This window comes from Flavobacterium saccharophilum, from assembly GCF_900142735.1.
Taxonomy (GTDB): Bacteria; Bacteroidota; Bacteroidia; order Flavobacteriales; family Flavobacteriaceae; genus Flavobacterium; species Flavobacterium saccharophilum.
On record NZ_FRBY01000002.1, the window covers coordinates 890,106 to 908,777 of the forward strand.

Genomic DNA, 18,672 nt, shown 5'->3' on the forward strand with positions numbered 1-18,672 from the left:
ATTAGAAACATTCTTTAATAAGGTTTCTGAGTTCTTTATCTAACTCAGCATTTGTGATTTTATTTTGATCTAAATCAAAATTGGCATTAAAAGCAGGCAATGAAAAAGTCGCTTTAATATCTGCGCCATATCGTGGCAAAGCATTACGTCCGATTTCTAAAACAGAAGCACCGCCTCTTGAGCCAGGCGAAGTTGCTAATAACAACATTGGCTTTTGCTGAAAAACTTCTTTGGCAATTCGGGAGCACCAATCAAATAGATTTTTAAATGCTACTGAATAGTTATTGTTATTCTCCGCCAGAGAAACTACTAAAATATCTGCACTTCCCAGTTTAGCAAGAAATGCTTTTGCAAAGTCGTGCTGACCTACTTCTTTTTCAAGATCAACGCTAAATAATGGCATAGCAAAATCGTTTAAATCTAAAACTTCAATATCAGCATTTTCGAATAAACTCGCCGCATAAGTGGCTAAATGTTTATTAATTGACTGCGTACTGTTACTTCCTCCAAAGGCTACTATTTTCATGGTTTCTCTTTTTGTAATGTTTCTTCTATTGGTTCTTTTTTTGGTTTGTCGATTTCATAAATCTCTTTTGCAATTTCGACTGAATATTCGTTTGGATAGATTTTTCCTCCGTAAGATTTTGCGTAAACTTTCGTAAATTCTGCTCCAAAATACAGAATTATTGCCGAATAATAGACCCAAACCAAAATAATAATTACAGATCCCGCTGCACCATAAACCGAGGCAACCGTGGAACTCCCTAAATAAAATCCGATGGCAAACTTACCAATCATAAAAAGGATAGCTGTAACTCCTGATCCTATAAAAGCATCCTTCCATCTTATTTTTCCATCAGGCAATGTTCTAAATATAATAGCAAAGAGAGTTGTAATACTCGCAAGCACAATTACTATATTAACCACATAAAATAAATAAACGGTGCTCTCCGGAAAATATACTTTTAAACGCGAACTAAGTAAATCTAAAGTTGTACTTATAAAAAGACTGACCAACATTAAAAATCCAACCGAAGCAATCATCGAGAATGACATTAAGCGATTTTGAATAAATTTCTTAACGCCTTTATCTGGTTTTGCACGCAATCCCCAAATAAAATTTATAGAGCTTTGTATTTCAGCAAAAACTCCAGACGCTCCAATTAATAACATTACGATTCCGAATACAGTTGCAAAAACATTATCGCCTGATAATTGTACGTTTTTTATCGCTTCCTGAATCTGACTCGCCGCGCCGTTACCTACCAAACCATTAATTTGTCCGTACAATTCTCCTGTTACAGCTTCTTCTCCAAAAAAGAAACCACAAATTGTGATGATAATAATTAATAAAGGTGGTAAGGCAAATATGGTATAATAAGCCAATGCCGCACTTAGCTTAATAGCATTATCATCGTTAAATTCTAAAAAGGTATTTTTTAGAAGAAACCAAGACTTGGCAAATATGTTTTTAATTCTCATATGCTCTATTTTTGATATTCCCCAAATTTAAGAATTAGTCAAAAATTTTGAATTGTTGCTTTTTGAGCAAATATTATATTTTTACCATGTTATATATAATCGAACATCATATTATTTATATAGTCCCTACGGGACATTTGTATCTTCTAATTTGTATTTCTACCAACATTTAACTCCTAACGGAGTTATTTAAAATAAACATTATATTCAATACATCGAAATTTTATTTCATTTAATTAAAAATCTCGTAGAGATTAAATATTGGTAGAAAAAAAATAATTCCGTCACTCATATTATTGTCGCGTAGGGACTATATTAAAAAAGTATAAAAAATATCTCTATTGATAATGACAAAAAATCCCCTTATCATAAACCGTCCATAAACTTGCTTTTTGATTGGCAGCTTTCAATGCGCTGTTTGCCCAAGTATTGCAAGTATAAAATAAACTATAACTTCCTTTGGCTTCATAAAAAGCATCTTTTTTTCCATAACTATAACCCTGAATCCATTCTGGATTTGTTGGATTATTGAAACTTTCAGAAATATAAGAGACCAAATTTTGATAGTTTTCTTTTGAAATATAAATTCGTTTACATTTTTCGTTTTCAGCAAGACTTTTATAAAATGAAGTATGCATAGCTGATGAACTTACTCCAAAGATTGCTTTTAACGCCGTGCTTGCTTTAAGATCTGACCATTCCGGTGTATGCAGATAAAAACCTTTGTCGCCCCAACCGAATGCTACTAAGTTTACCAGTGAATCTTTAGACTGTGTCTGCCTGAATTGTATTTCCTTTCTCCAGTCTTTAATTTCATTTGCAACCGGAACTACAATATCCGTATGAACTCCGTTGGAAAGAATGTAAATCGGAATTCCGTCTTTTTCATCAACTTTCGCAATATCTGAATTGACCGTGATTTTCGAGATTAGATACATCGCGATTAAATATAAAACGAGAAAAGTAATCATTCCGAGGATTGTCCAGCCGAGAAATTTGAAGGTTTTTTTTAGCATTTGGTTGGTCGTTTTTGGATTAATAAATTAGGTTATTTTGTTGTAACCAATTTTTGAGCCAAAAAATAAACTTTAAATTTTAAAAGTAGATTGGTATGCGAAAACAGAACGCGGATGATACGGATTCGCTAAAGCGAAAACGCGGATTTACACGGATTTTTTACTCTTTATTTTTTTGTAAAATTTAGATTTATTCGCATTTTTTGTCATTTCGACGAAGGAGAAATCCCCGCGAGAAGCTCGACAAAGATTGGGTTCTCGTTGCGGAGTTACTTGCGGGGATTTCTCCTTCGTCGAAATGACATACTTTGTGCAATGAATTGAAAGAATTAAATTTTAAACATAAAAAAACTGCTGAATTTCTCCAGCAGTTCAAATCTATTCTCTTTATTCTATATTCTATTCTCTAAAAAAATTACACGTTAAAACGGAAGTGCATTACATCACCATCCTTAACAATATATTCTTTTCCTTCCACTTTGAATTTTCCAGCTTCTTTTGCTTTTGCTTCAGAACCGTATTGAACGTAATCTTCGTATGAGATAACTTCTGCACGGATGAAACCTTTTTCGAAATCAGTGTGGATAACTCCGGCAGCCTGAGGCGCTGTTGCTCCGATGTTAATTGTCCAGGCACGAACTTCTTTTACACCAGCTGTAAAATACGTTTGTTGTTTTAATAATTTGTAAGCAGCACGAATTAAAACTGACGCTCCTGGCTCAGTTAATCCCATGTCTTCAAGGAAAACCTGACGCTCTTCGTAACTTTCTAATTCTGTAATATCAGCCTCTGCTCCTACTGAAAGGATAATTACTTCAGCATCTTCGTCTTTAACTAATTCACGAACCTGATCTACATATTTGTTTCCGTTTACTGCTGAATTTTCGTCAACGTTACAAACATATAATACTGGTTTTGCCGTAATTAATTGGAAAGATTCCATTAAAACTTCTTCGTCATTACCTTGAGGAGTAATAGTACGAGCTGATTTCGCTTGTAATAATGCCTCTCTGATTCTGTCTAAAAGTGCTTTTTCAGTTTGCGCTTCTTTATTTCCGGTTTTAGCAGCACGATTTACTTTTTCTAAACGTTTTTCAACCGTTTCTAAATCTTTTAGCTGTAATTCGATATCGATCGTTTCTTTATCACGAATTGGATTTACATTTCCATCAACGTGAACAATATTGTCATTGTCAAAACAACGTAAAACGTGAATGATAGCATTACACTCTCTAATGTTTCCTAAAAACTGGTTTCCAAGACCTTCACCTTTACTTGCACCTTTTACCAAACCTGCGATATCTACTATATCAACTGTTGCCATTTGTACACGCTCTGGTTTTACCAATTCTTCTAATTTATTGATTCTTGGATCCGGAACGTTTACAACACCAATATTAGGTTCGATTGTACAAAACGGAAAGTTCGCACTTTGCGCTTTTGCATTAGATAAACAATTAAATAATGTTGATTTTCCAACATTTGGTAATCCTACAATTCCTGCTTTCATCTGTTGTTTCTGTTTATTTTTTATTTATTCCTGTGTAACTCAGGTTTTTCCCATCAATACTTCTACCTTATTATATAGAAGTCACTTTTAATGGTTTATAACTTTATGTCTTACTTTTTGTTTCTGCCAAAATGATATTTTTTGGCTTTAAAATTTTGCAAATATAAGATTTAATAGCTCGTAAGTGAAGTAAAAATGACGATTAATGTATTTTAAAACATCTTCTTAAAAAAAATTAAACTTTTTATTAAGTTTTTGTTAAAAAATATTACTTTTAGCAAATAACAAACAAAACAATAAACCAAACTTAACCAAACCATGAAAAAGATTGTATTATTATTATTTCTTCTAAATACGGCGTTTATTTTTGCTCAAAAAGAAGTTACAGGAATCGTTAAAGACAAAACTGGCACACCTTTACCAGGGGTTAATATTGTTGAAAAAGGAACAACAAACGGAGTTTCTACTGATTATGAAGGTGGTTTTACTATAAAAGTAAAAGAAGGTGCTACTTTAATTTTTACTTATGTTGGTTATTCAACCGTTGAAAAATCAACTTCAGGTGGTAAAATTGAAGTTACTTTAGACGAAAGTGGCGGACAAGTTTTAAATGATGTTGTCGTTGTGGGTTCAAGAAATACGAAAAGAACGGTTGTAAATTCTGCTGTTCCAATTGATGTTATAAATGTAAAAGATGTTACAACACAAAGTGGAAAATTAGAAATCAACGAACTTTTACAATATGTTGCACCGTCATTCAATGCCAACAAACAATCAGGTTCTGACGGAGCTGACCACGTTGACCCTGCTTCATTAAGAGGTATGGGACCTGATCAGACTTTAGTTTTGATCAACGGAAAAAGAAGACACCAATCTTCTCTAATCAATTTATTCGGAACGCGTGGACGTGGAAATACCGGTACGGATTTGAATGCAATTCCGGCAGCTTCTATTAAAAGAATTGAAATTTTGAGAGATGGTGCTGCAGCACAATACGGTTCTGATGCTATTGCAGGGGTTATTAATATCGTAACTAATGACAATGTAAATGAACTTACCGGTTCTGTAACTTATGGTGTTTTCAATACCAACGCAAAAGGCGATTTCTTACCAGGCACTCCAAATACAAAAGGATTTAGATTAGATCAGGATGGTAACGGAAATTCTTATGGAAAAGATCAGGATTTTGACGGTGGGTCCGTAAAAATAGCAGCCAATTACGGTACATCAATTGGAAGTAAAGGCGGTTATATAAATGTTACCGGTGAGTTTTTAAACAAAAACAAAACACTAAGACCTAGTTATGATTTTAGAAAAGGTTTTGGTGATGCAGAAATTCAAGGTGTGAATTTATTTGCCAATATTGCTATTCCAATTTCTGATAAAACAGAATTTTATGCTTTTGGAGGTAGTAATTTTAGAGATACTGACGCTTATGCTTTTACACGTAATGACGGGGAAAGAGTTGTTGAAGAAATTTACCCAGGCGGTTACACACCAAGAATTACATCAAAAATAAATGACAATTCGATCGCAGCCGGAATTAGAACAGAAACTTCTGGCGGATGGAAGATGGACTTGAGCAATACCTTTGGAAAAAATAAATTTCAATACGATATCAAAGGAACTTTAAATGCTTCTCTAGAAGAAAATTCCCCAACAGAATTTGATGCAGGAGGACATAGTTTATTGCAAAACACAACCAACTTTGACGTTTCAAAAAACTATGCTGATGTGATGAGCGGTTTTAATATTGCTTTTGGAACTGAATTTAGAGTAGAGCAATTTAAAATTTTCGCTGGTGAAGAAGGCTCTTACACTACTTACGACACCAACGGGCAACCAATTACCGACCCAACAACTCAAAGCGCTCCTATAGATCCTATTTCTGGAGAACCAAGACCGGGAAGCTCACAAGGTTTCCCTGGATATAGCCCTGCAAATGAGGTAAACGAAAGCCGTACTAACTTCTCTTTATATACGGATGCCGAATTAGATGTTACCGAAGGTTTTATGGTAAGTGGAGCTGTTCGTTTTGAAAACTACAGTGATTTTGGAAGTACCTTAAACGGAAAATTAGCTTCAAGACTTAAACTAAGCGATCATATTAATATGAGAGGATCTATTAGCACAGGTTTCCGAGCGCCTTCATTAGCTCAGGTTTATTATAATTTACGTTTCACTAACTTCAATGCAAGTGGCGCAACCGAAGTACTTTTAGCTCCAAACGACAGCCCTGTAACAAGAGCTTTTGGAATTGAAAAATTAAACGAAGAAAAAGCCTTAAATGGTTCGTTAGGATTTACAGGAACTTTTGGAGATTTCACAGCAACTGTTGATGGCTATTATATTAAAGTAAAGGATCGTATTGTTCTGACCGGATATTTTGATGCGAGCAGTTTAAATCTTGGTGTTTCTGAAGCTCAATTTTTTGCTAATGGTGTTGACACTAGTACACACGGTTTAGATTTAGTTTTCTCCTGGAAAAAAACATACGATTTTGGAAATATTGGAGCAACTTTAGTTGGAAACATCAATGATATGAAAATTGATGAAGTTAAAAATGGTGATTTAGATGCAGATACATTCTTTGGAAAACGTGAAAAAGCATTTTTATTAGCTTCCGCTCCTGACAGCAAATTTGGTTTAAACCTGACTTACTCAAAAAACAAATTTGACGGAGGTTTAGCTTTTACCCGTTTCAGTAAAGTAGTTTTGGTTGATTATGCTGATGAAGATGATGTATACAACCCAAGATTGGTAACTGATTTAACTTTAGGTTACAGAATTAACAAAAATCTAAAATTAAGTATTGGTAGCAATAACTTATTCAATGTATATCCAACTAAACAAGACGAACAAGGTAATACAGAGGCCGGAGGTTACTGGGATGCTGTCCAAATGGGTTTCAGCGGAGCTTATTATTATGCCAGACTTGGGTTTAATTTCTAATCAAAATTTTAAAACACATAGAAACGTAGATTTTCTCTCTTTTATCGAATTAGTATAGGTAAGAACTTATTTCGCATAGTTCTATTCTATGATTTAAAAGAGAAATGCGTTCTTTAGATCGCCTTCTATTCTTCTATGTGTTTCGAAAAAACTATAAAAACAAAAAATCCTGAGTGTTTAACTCAGGATTTTTTTATTGTTTGCTTTAAAAAATTACAGCTTAAATTCTAATGAAGTTATAATTCCTTTTTCTTCTTCCGTAGCAGTAAATCCAGATATATCCCAGTACTTTGTTAGAATTTTATTCTGTTTATTAAAAAGTGTTTTTTCTTTAAAAACATCACTTTCTTTATAAGTAAAGTTTTGTCTGTTAAAATTGGTAGTGATAAAATTATTCCGAACCTGAATGTTTTTTTTTGCCTGATCTTTTAAAATCAAATCATACGCGATTTCTTCATTTGCACTCAATAAATAATAATCTTCACCATCAATTCTATAAGTTACCTTAACTTGTGATCTGGTTAAATTCTTGGAACCTACTTTTGTTTGTTCTTCAATTTGAGCAAGATTTCCTGGCGCAATAAAAATACTGAATTCTACAATTAACTTTTTAACTGGATCATAAATAATCTCAAAAGTATCCAACGCTTTCTTAGATTTATCCAAAGGCGTAACCGACGTTATATAATACTCTTTATTATTTGGATGCCCTGTTGTCGTGAACTCGTATTCTTTTTTTGTTTTTGAATCAAGAAGAGGATCAAAATATTTTAAATTTGCATAATTCTCCATGATATTATTCAAATTATACCCCATTAAATCGGCGGAAACATCTGTTTCCAACAATCCGTAAGATCTATTTTGTTCTACTAATAAGGTTGTGGTTACTTTCTTTTGGTTTCCTTCAAACTGAAAATTTACCAATCCGTCATTATAATAAGAATATTTATTATCTAGCATAAAAAACTCCCTTACATAGACTTTTAACCTATAAGCGCTAGCTAGTTTTTCCCTTGAATTAGAAACAATTTTTTGAAGATTTTTTTCTGGTTTTTCTTTTGATACAACAATTTCCTCTAGTTTATTGTTGTTATTTTTAAGATAAACTACAAATAAATCTGGTTTTAAAGGTCCCCAACGGAGTGTCACTTTCTCATAATTGGTCTCCGAAACCTGAAGACTGGATGCACCGTTCAATTCAAAAGTTACCTTTCCGTCCTGATTACTTATTAATGTTTGTTTCGTTTTCATGATAAACACGATTGCATTTTCTATAGGCAGTTGTGTTTCAATATCTTTTACGACAATAGAATACTCGACTTTCTGAGCAAAGACAGTAGTGTTAACGAAAATAATTAATAATAGTAGTAATCCTCTCATAGGCAATTGTTAGAATATTATCATCAAATTAACAAAATAAATAATTAAGTAACAGTAAACTACCGCAAAAAAATCAAAAAAAACTTATATTTATAAATAAAAAAAATCCTGAGCATAATACTCAGGATTTTTAAATATCTAAATTTTAATTTAAAATCGTTATTATCCGTGTAAAAATGCTTGTCTGTTCAACAAAGTTTCTTCATCTTCAACATGATTATCATCTGGCACACAACAATCAACAGGACACACAGCTGCGCATTGAGGTTCATCATGAAAACCTTTACACTCCGTACATTTTCCAGGAACAATATAATACACTTCATCAGAAATTGGAGTTTGAGCATCTTCTGCATCCACTTCAGTTCCGTCAGGTAAAATCACTTTCCCTTTAAGACTTGTTCCATCTTTGTATCTCCAGTCATCAGCACCTTCATAAATTGCTGTATTTGGGCACTCTGGTTCACAAGCCCCACAATTGATGCATTCGTCAGTTATAATTATTGCCATTTTTTTCTTAGTTACGAGTTAAAAGTTACAAGTTCAGAAATAATAATACGAAGATTTTATTCTGCTTTGTCTTATAACTTAATATAGCTTATTTTTGTGCAAAATTACAATCAAAACTATTCATAAACAAACATTATGACATTAGAAACAAAAAAAAGTGTTTTTGTTGAATTAGGAAAATTTCTAAAACAATTTTCCGAAAACGATACAAGTCGAAAATCGGATGTTCTGCATAACGATTTATTTTTTGATGATTTCGAAAAGCTGATCAATTTATCACAATCTCATAATGGATGGTACACACCTGAACAAGTGTATTTTGCCATAAAATCATGGGCAGATGCTTTAAACGAAGAAAATCTTGATAAATGGCTGTCTACGTATACTGAAGAATTTTCTCAAAATGATAACACAGAAAAAACAGTCGCACTAATTTTAGCCGGAAATATTCCGCTGGTTGGTTTTCATGATTTTTTATCTGTTTTGATTACCGGAAATAAAGCTTTAATCAAAACTTCTTCAAATGATCAGCATTTATTACCTTTTTTAGCCAAATATCTAATTGCTGTAAATGAAAGTTTACAAGATAAAATCACTTTCGTGGAAGGTAAACTGGAAAATTTTGACACTGTTATCGCTACCGGAAGCAATAATACAGCACGATACTTTGAATACTATTTCAAAGACAAACCGTCGATCATTCGCAAAAATAGAAATTCGGCTGCCGTTTTAAACGGAAAAGAATCTAAAGAAGAATTAGAAGCTTTAGGCGAAGATATTTTTCGTTATTTCGGATTAGGATGTCGTAATGTTTCTAAGATTTTTGTTCCGAAGGGTTATTCTTTTGATACCTTTTTTGAAGCTATTTTCAAATATCAGGATGTTATTCATTATGAAAAATACGCCAATAATTACGACTATAACAAAGCCGTATTTTTAATGAGCAATTTTAAATTATTGGATAATGGCTTTTTGACTATAAAAGAAGATACGAGCTATGCCTCACCTATTTCAAGTGTTTTTTATGAATTTTACGAAAACATTGAAGATTTACAGGCTCGCCTTGAGGCTGATTCTGAACAAATTCAGTGCGTCGTTAGCAACGATTTAATCAAAAATAGCATCCCATTTGGGCAAACGCAAAATCCTCAATTGTGGGATTACGCAGATAACGTAGATACTATAACGTTTTTGTTAACAACAAAGTAAAAATATGTTTAATTATTTCGAATAATTTATCGCTTTTTCAGCTCCTATTGCCGAAATTTGCATCTTTAAAATTTTCGACTATTAACAAGAACCATGAAAAAACACAACTACAGCGCAGGTCCAAGTATTTTACCTCAGGAAGTTTTTGAGAAAGCATCAAAAGCAGTTTTAAACTTTAATGATTCGGGATTATCAATCCTTGAAATTTCGCACCGAAGTAAAGATTTCGTTGCAGTTATGGATGAAGCTCGCTCCCTTGCTTTAGAGTTATTAGGACTTCAGGGAAAAGGATATCAGGCATTATTTTTACAAGGTGGTGCAAGTACCGCATTCTTAATGGCTCCGTACAACTTGATGAAAGAAAACGGAAAAGCAGCTTATTTAGATTCAGGTACATGGGCAACTGCCGCAATAAAAGAAGCTAAGTATTTTGGAGAAACTGTAGTAGTAGCTTCTTCAAAAGATGAAAATTACAACCATATTCCAAAAGGATACGCAATACCAAGTGATGCAGATTATTTTCACTGCACAAGTAACAATACCATATTTGGAACTCAAATGAAAGAATTCCCGGCAACTAACGTACCTGTTGTTTGCGATATGAGTTCTGATATTTTTTCTCGCGATTTAGATTTCTCAAAATTTGATTTAATCTACGCCGGAGCTCAAAAAAATATGGGTCCTGCAGGAACTACTTTGGTAGTAATCAAAGAAGAAATCTTAGAAAAAAACGGAAGAACAATTCCAAGTATGTTAGATTACGCTAAACATATCAAAGCAGAAAGTATGTACAATACACCACCTGTTTTTGCTGTTTATGTTTCGTTATTGACATTACAATGGATCAAAGAAAAAGGTGGGATCGCTGCTGTTGAAAAATTAAACAACGCAAAAGCGGATTTACTTTATACTGAAATTGACAGAAATCCATTATTCAAAGGTGCTGCAGCTGTTGAAGACCGTTCTAAAATGAACGTTACTTTCTTATTAAACAATGCTGATCATACTGCAACGTTTGATGCTTTATGGAAAGAAGCAGGAATTTCAGGATTGCCAGGACACCGTTCTGTTGGTGGTTACAGAGCTTCTATTTACAACGCTATGCCGATCGAAAGTGTTCAGGTTTTAGTTGATGTAATGAAAGCTTTGGAGTCTAAAGTTTAGTTTTCAGTCGCAGTTTTCAATATTATTTGATCGAAAACGTGAATGGAATACGAAACCCCTAGCCCCGATAGCAGTGGAAATCCTTTTATTTTTTTTCTTTAAAAAAATAAAAGATTGTAACGGATAGCGGGATTAGCTCCTAAATCAAAAAAGAAAAAATTATATATATCTTAATCTTCTAATCTTAACGATTAAACGATTAACCAAATAAACACATAAACTAAAATGAAAGTATTAGCGAATGATGGAATTTCTAAAAGTGGAATTCTGGCTTTAGAAAAAGGTGGATTTGAAGTTATAACTACAAAAGTAGCTCAGGAACAAGTAGCTAATTTTGTGAATGAAAACAATGTAGACGTAGTTTTAGTGCGTAGTGCGACTAAAGTGCGTAAAGACATTATTGACGCTTGTCCTGGTCTTAAAATTATTGGACGTGGTGGTGTTGGTATGGATAATATCGATGTTGATTATGCTAAAAGTAAAGGAATCCACGTAATTAATACACCTGCTTCATCATCAGAATCTGTTGCTGAATTAGTGTTTGGACACTTGTTTTCTGGTGTTCGTTTTTTACATGATTCTAACAGAAATATGCCTCTTGAAGGAGATTCAAACTTTGATGGTTTGAAAAAAGCTTACGCAAACGGAACTGAATTAAGAGGAAAAACTCTTGGAATTGTTGGTATCGGACGTATCGGACAAGCTACAGCAAAAATGGCGCTTGGTTTAGGTATGAAAGTTATCGCTGCAGATAGTTTTATTCCTCAAGTTGATGTAAAAGTGGAGTTCTTTGATGGACAATCTATTACTACAACAATCGTTTCTCAATCTTTAGAATCTTTATTCAAAGAAGCTGATTTCATTACATTACACGTTCCTGCTCAGGATGGTTATATCATTGGTGAGAAAGAATTAGCAATTATGAAAGATGGTGTTGGAATCGTAAACTGTGCTCGTGGTGGTGTTATTGATGAAGTTTCTTTAGTAAAAGCTTTAGATTCAGGAAAAGTTGCTTTTGCAGGTTTAGACGTTTTTGAAAGCGAACCAAAACCAGAAATGGCCATTTTAATGCATACTAAAATCTCTTTGACTCCTCATATTGGAGCTGCAACTGGAGAAGCACAAGACAGAATTGGTACTGAACTAGCATCACAAATTATTTCTTTGTTGAGCTAATTAATTATAACTAAATTATTTAGAAGGGATTTATTAACATCGTTTAATAAATCCCTTTCTTTTTTTGATTAAATTTGAGTTTAAATCTAATCTAAATTCTTTAAATCATGTTTGAACAATTAACACAATTAGTACAACAATACGGAGGTGATGCTGTTGTAAACAACACTGCTGTCCCAAATGAGCATAATGAAGCCGTAATTGGTGAGACTAGTAATTCAATATTCGCAGGCTTGCAAAAAATTGCTTCAGAAGGCGGTGCAGAACAATTGGCAGGTTTATTTAACGGAACAGCATCAATCGACAGCTCTAACCCGGTTGTACAGCAATTAACGCAGCAAGTGAGTGGAAATCTTGGTGAAAAATTTGGATTAAGCAGCGAGGCGTCTTCAGGAGTTGCAGCAAGCATGATTCCACAAATTCTAAGCTCCCTGGTAAATAAAGCAAAAGACCCAAATGACAGCAGTTTTAATATTTCTGATATCATTAGTTCAATTTCTGGAAATAGCGGACAGGCATCCAGCATTATGGACACCATTTCAAAATACGGAACTCAATTTGGTTTAGATCAAAATGCTGATGGAAAACTGGATGTAGCTGATGTTATGGTTGTTGCTAAAACTAAAGGTGGTATAGCTGGATTTATTGGGAAAATATTTGGAAGTAAATAAGAAAGAAGGGGCTAAGATACTGAATACTACAGTTCTGAGTTTTCTCAACTTTATAAATATAAAAAGCTGTTTCTAACAGCTTTTTTTTATGTCTTTAAAAAATATCAGCAACTTAGTATCTTAGAACCTTAGTACCTTTTCCAAAATTTATTCGTAAATTTAAGGTTCAAAAAGTAGATCATGAAAAAGATAATTTACATATTGATTATCATTTTTACCATAGTTGCCTGTTCTACGGCTTCAAAAAATAATGCGGTTGTTTCAACTTCTCCTAAATCAAATTCGGGAGTGAATGATACTGTTCGAATTGCAAATGATTCTTTAGAATACGAAGTTATTATTATAGATGTCGGTTTTAATACCTGGCTGGCTTCGCGGGCATATCCAAGAAATTATCATGCTTTGTCTTATCTGGAGCAAAAAAATTATTTGTACGTCACCGAATGGAATAATCGTGTGCTGCAACCACTACGTTATGATCCAAATTTATACGAAATGTCAATCGATTATAGACCTGACATTCATTATGGTTACGAAGTAAATTACTTGATTTACAACTATATGATTTATTTTCAAAATACTTACAAACAAAAGCTTTGGGGGTATGTTCCATCCAGATAATGTTGCTATATTTGTAATCGTTTTAAATAAAGCATGGACAAATTAAAGAAACGTTGGGGTATTACCTCAAATGTACAAGCCATAATAATACTTATCGTTTTTGCCATCACAGGATCGGCATCTGCGTGGCTGTCTAAACCTTTTTGTGTATTGCTGGGCATCACCAAAGAAGATTTTGGTGGTTGGTTTACTTTAATTCGTTTGTTGATTATATTCCCGATTTATCAGGTTTTGCTGGTAGCTATAGGAACTGTCTTCGGCCAATTTCGCTTCTTTTGGAACTTCGAAAAGAAAATGCTTAAAAATATGGGACTCGGATTTCTTTTCAAAGACTAAATTTCATCATTCCTTTTTTGAAAATAATAGGTATAAATCCACGTAAGTGTAAATGATGGAATTATATCTGTAAATGGAATTATCTCTTCGACAAAAGTCAGAATACTAGCCATTTTCCCTACTCTTCCTTTATACATTCTAGTCATGATAAAAGCGGCGATTGGTGCCCAAATCACATCTGAAAATTCACCAATTAATGGAATGCTGAAAGAAATCATACCAATTCCATCCAAAAGCAAACCCAAAAGGAGTTTTCGCATTTTATCTTCTTCCTTTATTACTTGTAAATCTTGCATTTTTTTTCCTTTAGAGATTATTCGAATTTAAAAAGAAATTAACTAACTCATTTATTTCTAATACTTATTTTTTTCTTTAATTACCACTCGTTCAATTTTCAAGCCAATTATATTTTTCAAATTAGAATTTGGAATTTATCCCTAAACTTCAGGATTGGAATTTGATTCTAATCAGAATCTTTGTTTCTTTGTAGAAACAGTTTCAAAAATGATACACGCAAAAAATATACATAAATTCTACGATCAGCTTGAGGTTTTAAAAGGAGTTGATCTGCATATTAAAAAAGGAGAAATTGTTTCTATCGTTGGCGCTTCAGGGGCCGGAAAAACAACCTTATTACAGATTTTAGGAACTTTAGATAAACCGTCAAAATCAGAAAGTGAAACTTCATTAACCATTAATGGAGAAAATATTTTGGGGCTGAATGACAAAACATTATCAAAATTCAGAAATTTAAATTTAGGTTTTATTTTTCAATTTCATCAACTTTTACCCGAATTTACAGCCTTAGAAAATGTTTGTATTCCAGCTTATATTGCGGGTAAAAAACCATCTGAAACAGTGGCAGAAGCCGAAAAACTCCTTACTTTTTTAGGATTATCACACCGTATCAATCATAAACCAAACGAACTTTCGGGTGGAGAACAACAACGTGTCGCTGTAGCGCGAGCTTTAATCAACAAACCAGATGTTATTTTTGCCGATGAGCCTTCTGGTAATTTAGACACCCATTCTGCCGAAAACTTACATCAGTTATTTTTCCAGCTTCGTGATGAATTTGGACAAACCTTTGTCATTGTAACTCATAACGAAGAACTGGCTAATATGGCTGATCGAAAATTAATAATGGTAGACGGACAGATTAGTAATTAGGAGTTTTACTTCGTCAGTCACTATCGCTCGTGTCCTGCTGTCCTTCCAAATCTTTTGTACCGATCACAAAAGGATTTTCTCCCGAGACTTTGGGACCAGTAATGGCTAGGGCATTCAAATAACAAGAACTTTCATTTAAAATGAACCAAAAAGAACTCAAAGAATTCCTCGACGAAAAAGTCATTCAATATAACAATCAGGATTTTATTGAGAGCGATCCTGTGCAAATTCCGCATTTATTTACTCAAAAAGAAGATGTTGAAATTGCCGGTTTTTTAAGCGCTACCATTGCCTGGGGAAATCGTAAAATGATCATCAAGAATTCACATCAAATGATGGAATTAATGGGCAATACACCTTACGATTTTGTTATGTCGCATTCTAATGAAGACTTAGAGCGATTGGAAAACTTCGTACATCGTACTTTCAACGGAAAAGATTTCGGTGGATTTATAAAGGGATTACAGCATATTTATAAAAATCACAATGGTTTAGAAGCGGTATTTGCTAAAAATCAGGATGAAAATAGTTTACAGAAAAGCATTCATGAGTTCAAAAAAATCTTCTTCGAAATTGATCATTTACCGCGAACACAAAAACACATTTCAGATCCATTAAACAATTCGGCAGCAAAAAGAATCAACATGTATTTACGCTGGATGGTCCGTCAGGATACAAAAGGTGTTGATTTAGGTATTTGGAAGACCATTTCTCCAGCCTCGTTATCTTGCCCACTCGATGTTCATTCGGGAAACGTAGCCCGCAAATTAGGCATCCTCTCGCGAAAACAGAATGATGGAAAAGCTTTAGCTGAATTAGATTTTAAGCTTCGTGAAATGGATTCAAAAGATCCGGTAAAATATGATTTTGCCCTTTTTGGACTAGGTGTTTTTGAAGGCTTTTAGTCTGAAAATCAACTCTTAATATTCGGATTTCTCGCTTTTTTTTCGTAATATTACGATATAAAAGCTGCTTATATGGAATATGTTATCCACAACATTAAACATTACTATGTAATTCCGTTTTTTTTAATTTTAGCTTTAGCTCTGGTTATTATTCTATTATTGAATAGAATCTATTATCAATATAATTTACCTTACCGATATCACGTTACACTTGAATCACAGCGATTTTTAACTGAAATCACATTATCAAACCATGATAAAAATACAATTAAACAAAAAATAGCCGAATTTAAATCTCAGATTCCAATTCATAAAACATGGTGCAAAGAGATACTTGTCGAGGATCTTATCAAAATAAAAAATAATCTGAAAGGTAAAACAGCCAAAAACATTCTTATAATTTATAAAGCATTAGATTTAAACCACTATTCTGCCAGTTTAATTCGGGACTTTAGAAAATATAAAAAATACGAAGGAATTCGTCATTTTCAGGCCTTAGGTTATAAACCTGGGGTTTCACTTTTACAAAAATACCTGTTTCATCCCAATAAAGTAATTCGGTCTAATGTTAATGTTGCTTATTTAGCCCTTTCAAAAGGCGATTGGAAAGCTGTTGGCAAAGTTCCTATTAAACGATCTATCATAGCCACTATAAAAGTAATGGATGTTTTGCACAAGGAAAAAATTCCACAGCCAATACATCTCGATCTTTGGATTCAGTCTCAAGATCCGATGGTTTTAAAATTAGCCGTAATGGCCATGGTATTTTATAATTACCGAAATAAATCAGCCGAAATAATAAAATTGCTCTATCATGAAAACAAAGCATTAAAAGTAGATGTAATTACGGCTATTCAGGACCTGTTTTTAGAAGAAGCTGAGGATGATTTATTGTTCTTATTGCATAATGAACCACTTGAAATTCAGCTGGAAATGCTCGAAGCGCTCGGCGTTATAGGTTCTGAAAAAACAATAGCTTTTTTAAAAAGTGAAATTCCTAAGCAACAAATAAAAGATATCAAATTGAAAATGGTTTGCTCCCTAAATAATTTAGATCCTGTAGATTTAGATTTATTAGGAAACGAGGATGCTGACACACAAAAAATGATTAATCACACTAGAAAGTTAGCGTTATGATATATGATTTTTTATCTTATCTGGTTCGCATTTATGATATTTTTGTAGCGACTTTTTCTCTTGGCTATATTCTATTTTATATTTTTCTGGCAATATTATCGTATTGGGCCATTATTAAACATTTAAAAGAATTAAAATATCTGGAAGAAGAAGTTCTCCTCCGCTCTAACCATATCTGGGGCGTTTCGGTTGTAGCGCCAGCCTTTAATGAGGGAGTGAATATTGTGTATAATGTAAAGTCACTTCTTTCCTTAACATATCCAAAATTTGAAATTATCATTGTAAATGATGGAAGCACTGATGACACACTTGAGAAATTAATTACCGAATTTGATTTGGTTAAAATTGATTTTTATTATCAGGAAAAAATTGTGACCCAACCCGTAAGAGGGCACTATAAATCTAAAAACCCTGTATATTCAAAACTGCTGGTTGTCGACAAAGTAAACGGAAAAAGCAAGGCAGATGCCTCTAATGCCGGAATTAATACGTCTCAATATCCGCTATTTTTATGTACTGACGTCGATTGTATTCTAAAAAGTGATACAATCTTAAAATTGGCAAAACCGTTCATGGAAAATGAAACGCGCGTTATCGCAAGTGGTGCAGGAATTCGGATCTCGAATTCCTGTGAAATAAAAGAAGGTTTTTTATTTAAAGTGCACTACCCAAGAGAATGGTACCCGTGTTTTCAGGAATTAGAATATGTTCGTTCTTTTATATTTGGTCGAATGGCATGGAGTCAAATAAACGGGCTTCTGCTTGTTTCTGGAGGATTAGGGATGTTTGATAAAGATATTGTCATAAAAGCCGGAGGTTATTGGCATCAGTCTTTAGGTGAAGATATGGAGTTGATAACCCGAATGAGAAAGTACATGCATGACAATAAAGAAAAATTTTTAATCAAATATATTCCGGAATCACTTTGCTGGACAGAAGTTCCCAGTACAAGAGAGGTATTTTTAAGACAACGAATCCGCTGGGCAAGAGGATTGATACAAACACTATATTTACACCGTAAAATGTTTTTAAATCCAAAATACGGACGAACCGCTTTTCTGGTTTTGCCCTTTTTTTTCACCTTTGAATTTTTAGTTCCTATAGTCGAACTGGTGGGCATCGTAACTTTAATCTTCAGTTTTATATTTCGTACTACTGATTTTCAATACCTTTTAATAATTACGACAATAATTTACCTCTTTTATCTTTCGATAACGATAATATCTATTTTAATTGATGAAGTATTATATAAAAGTTACGCGAATTACAAAGAATTACTAATGTTGATTGGAATGGCAATTATTGAACCTCTTGTATATCATCCCATAAACGTATATGCTTCATTAAAAGGTTATTGGCATTTCTTTTCTCAAAAAGAGCAAAAATGGGGCGTTATGGTTCGAAAAGGTTACGAAAAACCCGTTAAAAAATAA

General features: G+C 33.3%; 18 protein-coding genes. 11 read left to right on the forward strand and 7 right to left on the reverse strand.

All coding sequences use genetic code 11. The features are described 5' to 3' along the window. Position 1: 1 nt before the first annotated feature. The 4 genes from BUA98_RS09365 to ychF form a co-directional block, all read right to left on the reverse strand. Positions 2-526: an NADPH-dependent FMN reductase gene (locus BUA98_RS09365; protein ID WP_072971381.1), complete on the reverse strand. Its 525-nt coding sequence runs from the start codon at positions 524-526 to the stop codon at positions 2-4. Next, positions 523-1,482: a YihY/virulence factor BrkB family protein gene (locus BUA98_RS09370; protein ID WP_072971385.1), complete on the reverse strand. Its 960-nt coding sequence runs from the start codon at positions 1,480-1,482 to the stop codon at positions 523-525. The genes BUA98_RS09365 and BUA98_RS09370 overlap by 4 nt, the downstream gene beginning before the upstream one ends. 338 nt (positions 1,483-1,820) lie before the next feature. Then, on the reverse strand, positions 1,821-2,498 hold the full coding sequence (locus tag BUA98_RS09375; RefSeq protein WP_072971388.1) for a TIGR02117 family protein: 678 nt from the start codon (positions 2,496-2,498) through the stop codon (positions 1,821-1,823). A gap of 415 nt (positions 2,499-2,913) precedes the next feature. Next, complete coding sequence (gene ychF, locus BUA98_RS09380; protein WP_026982091.1) at positions 2,914-4,008, reverse strand: redox-regulated ATPase YchF; 1,095 nt, start codon at positions 4,006-4,008, stop codon at positions 2,914-2,916. Positions 4,009-4,326: 318 nt separating this feature from the next. On the opposite strand from ychF, the gene BUA98_RS09385 reads away from it, so the two are divergent. After that, the gene (locus tag BUA98_RS09385) at positions 4,327-6,960 is read left to right on the forward strand and encodes a TonB-dependent receptor (protein ID WP_072971391.1); all 2,634 of its coding nucleotides are present in this window, start codon (positions 4,327-4,329) and stop codon (positions 6,958-6,960) included. A gap of 213 nt (positions 6,961-7,173) precedes the next feature. Here BUA98_RS09385 and BUA98_RS09390 read toward each other — a convergent pair whose 3' ends face one another. Together BUA98_RS09390 and BUA98_RS09395 are read right to left on the reverse strand one after the other, a co-directional pair. Then, the gene (locus BUA98_RS09390; RefSeq protein ID WP_072971393.1) at positions 7,174-8,340 is read right to left on the reverse strand and encodes a peptidase associated/transthyretin-like domain-containing protein; all 1,167 of its coding nucleotides are present in this window, start codon (positions 8,338-8,340) and stop codon (positions 7,174-7,176) included. 162 nt (positions 8,341-8,502) lie between these two features. Continuing rightward, complete coding sequence (locus BUA98_RS09395; protein WP_072971397.1) at positions 8,503-8,850, reverse strand: 4Fe-4S dicluster domain-containing protein; 348 nt, start codon at positions 8,848-8,850, stop codon at positions 8,503-8,505. Positions 8,851-8,985: 135 nt separating this feature from the next. On the opposite strand from BUA98_RS09395, the gene BUA98_RS09400 reads away from it, so the two are divergent. The 6 genes from BUA98_RS09400 (at position 8,986) to BUA98_RS09425 (ending at position 14,027) form a co-directional block, all read left to right on the forward strand. Then, positions 8,986-10,059 (forward strand): acyl-CoA reductase, encoded by a 1,074-nt coding sequence (locus tag BUA98_RS09400; protein WP_072971400.1) that lies wholly within the window; start codon positions 8,986-8,988, stop codon positions 10,057-10,059. A gap of 93 nt (positions 10,060-10,152) precedes the next feature. Then, positions 10,153-11,223, forward strand: coding sequence for a 3-phosphoserine/phosphohydroxythreonine transaminase (serC, locus tag BUA98_RS09405; protein WP_072971403.1), 1,071 nt, complete (start codon positions 10,153-10,155; stop codon positions 11,221-11,223). 225 nt (positions 11,224-11,448) lie between these two features. Then, positions 11,449-12,399 carry a D-2-hydroxyacid dehydrogenase gene (locus tag BUA98_RS09410; RefSeq protein WP_072971406.1) on the forward strand — a complete coding sequence of 317 codons (951 nt, stop codon included), beginning with the start codon at positions 11,449-11,451 and terminating at the stop codon, positions 12,397-12,399. A gap of 107 nt (positions 12,400-12,506) precedes the next feature. Beyond that, a complete protein-coding gene (locus BUA98_RS09415) occupies positions 12,507-13,070 on the forward strand; it encodes a hypothetical protein (RefSeq protein WP_072971409.1) in 564 nt (187 codons plus the stop codon). 180 nt (positions 13,071-13,250) lie between these two features. Next, complete coding sequence (locus tag BUA98_RS09420) at positions 13,251-13,691, forward strand: DUF6146 family protein (protein ID WP_072971413.1); 441 nt, start codon at positions 13,251-13,253, stop codon at positions 13,689-13,691. A 33-nt stretch (positions 13,692-13,724) separates the two neighbouring features. Next, positions 13,725-14,027: a DUF6787 family protein gene (locus BUA98_RS09425; RefSeq protein WP_072971416.1), complete on the forward strand. Its 303-nt coding sequence runs from the start codon at positions 13,725-13,727 to the stop codon at positions 14,025-14,027. On the opposite strand, the gene BUA98_RS09430 is transcribed toward BUA98_RS09425, so the two are convergent. After that, positions 14,024-14,323 carry a hypothetical protein gene (locus BUA98_RS09430; RefSeq protein ID WP_072971419.1) on the reverse strand — a complete coding sequence of 100 codons (300 nt, stop codon included), beginning with the start codon at positions 14,321-14,323 and terminating at the stop codon, positions 14,024-14,026. The two genes, BUA98_RS09425 and BUA98_RS09430, sit on opposite strands and share 4 nt — an antisense overlap. Positions 14,324-14,531: 208 nt before the next feature. On the opposite strand from BUA98_RS09430, the gene BUA98_RS09435 reads away from it, so the two are divergent. The 4 genes from BUA98_RS09435 (at position 14,532) to BUA98_RS09450 (ending at position 18,672) form a co-directional block, all read left to right on the forward strand. Next, positions 14,532-15,197: an ABC transporter ATP-binding protein gene (locus tag BUA98_RS09435; RefSeq protein WP_072971422.1), complete on the forward strand. Its 666-nt coding sequence runs from the start codon at positions 14,532-14,534 to the stop codon at positions 15,195-15,197. A gap of 140 nt (positions 15,198-15,337) precedes the next feature. After that, positions 15,338-16,102, forward strand: coding sequence for a TIGR02757 family protein (locus BUA98_RS09440; protein ID WP_072971425.1), 765 nt, complete (start codon positions 15,338-15,340; stop codon positions 16,100-16,102). Between the two features lie 72 nt (positions 16,103-16,174). Beyond that, on the forward strand, positions 16,175-17,239 hold the full coding sequence (locus BUA98_RS09445; protein ID WP_072971429.1) for a HEAT repeat domain-containing protein: 1,065 nt from the start codon (positions 16,175-16,177) through the stop codon (positions 17,237-17,239). Beyond that, positions 17,236-18,672: a glycosyltransferase family 2 protein gene (locus BUA98_RS09450; RefSeq protein ID WP_072971432.1), complete on the forward strand. Its 1,437-nt coding sequence runs from the start codon at positions 17,236-17,238 to the stop codon at positions 18,670-18,672. The genes BUA98_RS09445 and BUA98_RS09450 overlap by 4 nt, the downstream gene beginning before the upstream one ends.

Bases quoted from the DNA above. Each gene is read 5' to 3' on its own strand.
- BUA98_RS09395 (WP_072971397.1), bottom strand. From the start codon at position 8,850: ATGGCAATAATTATAACTGACGAATGCATCAATTGTGGGGCTTGTGAA.
- BUA98_RS09430 (WP_072971419.1), bottom strand. From the start codon at position 14,323: ATGCAAGATTTACAAGTAATAAAGGAAGAAGATAAAATGCGAAAACTC.
- BUA98_RS09440 (WP_072971425.1), top strand. From the start codon at position 15,338: ATGAACCAAAAAGAACTCAAAGAATTCCTCGACGAAAAAGTCATTCAA.
- BUA98_RS09400 (WP_072971400.1), top strand. From the start codon at position 8,986: ATGACATTAGAAACAAAAAAAAGTGTTTTTGTTGAATTAGGAAAATTT.
- BUA98_RS09365 (WP_072971381.1), bottom strand. From the start codon at position 526: ATGAAAATAGTAGCCTTTGGAGGAAGTAACAGTACGCAGTCAATTAAT.
- BUA98_RS09450 (WP_072971432.1), top strand. From the start codon at position 17,236: ATGATATATGATTTTTTATCTTATCTGGTTCGCATTTATGATATTTTT.
- BUA98_RS09385 (WP_072971391.1), top strand. From the start codon at position 4,327: ATGAAAAAGATTGTATTATTATTATTTCTTCTAAATACGGCGTTTATT.
- ychF (WP_026982091.1), bottom strand. From the start codon at position 4,008: ATGAAAGCAGGAATTGTAGGATTACCAAATGTTGGAAAATCAACATTA.
- serC (WP_072971403.1), top strand. From the start codon at position 10,153: ATGAAAAAACACAACTACAGCGCAGGTCCAAGTATTTTACCTCAGGAA.
- BUA98_RS09410 (WP_072971406.1), top strand. From the start codon at position 11,449: ATGAAAGTATTAGCGAATGATGGAATTTCTAAAAGTGGAATTCTGGCT.
- BUA98_RS09425 (WP_072971416.1), top strand. From the start codon at position 13,725: ATGGACAAATTAAAGAAACGTTGGGGTATTACCTCAAATGTACAAGCC.
- BUA98_RS09435 (WP_072971422.1), top strand. From the start codon at position 14,532: ATGATACACGCAAAAAATATACATAAATTCTACGATCAGCTTGAGGTT.
- BUA98_RS09420 (WP_072971413.1), top strand. From the start codon at position 13,251: ATGAAAAAGATAATTTACATATTGATTATCATTTTTACCATAGTTGCC.
- BUA98_RS09415 (WP_072971409.1), top strand. From the start codon at position 12,507: ATGTTTGAACAATTAACACAATTAGTACAACAATACGGAGGTGATGCT.
- BUA98_RS09375 (WP_072971388.1), bottom strand. From the start codon at position 2,498: ATGCTAAAAAAAACCTTCAAATTTCTCGGCTGGACAATCCTCGGAATG.
- BUA98_RS09390 (WP_072971393.1), bottom strand. From the start codon at position 8,340: ATGAGAGGATTACTACTATTATTAATTATTTTCGTTAACACTACTGTC.
- BUA98_RS09370 (WP_072971385.1), bottom strand. From the start codon at position 1,482: ATGAGAATTAAAAACATATTTGCCAAGTCTTGGTTTCTTCTAAAAAAT.
- BUA98_RS09445 (WP_072971429.1), top strand. From the start codon at position 16,175: ATGGAATATGTTATCCACAACATTAAACATTACTATGTAATTCCGTTT.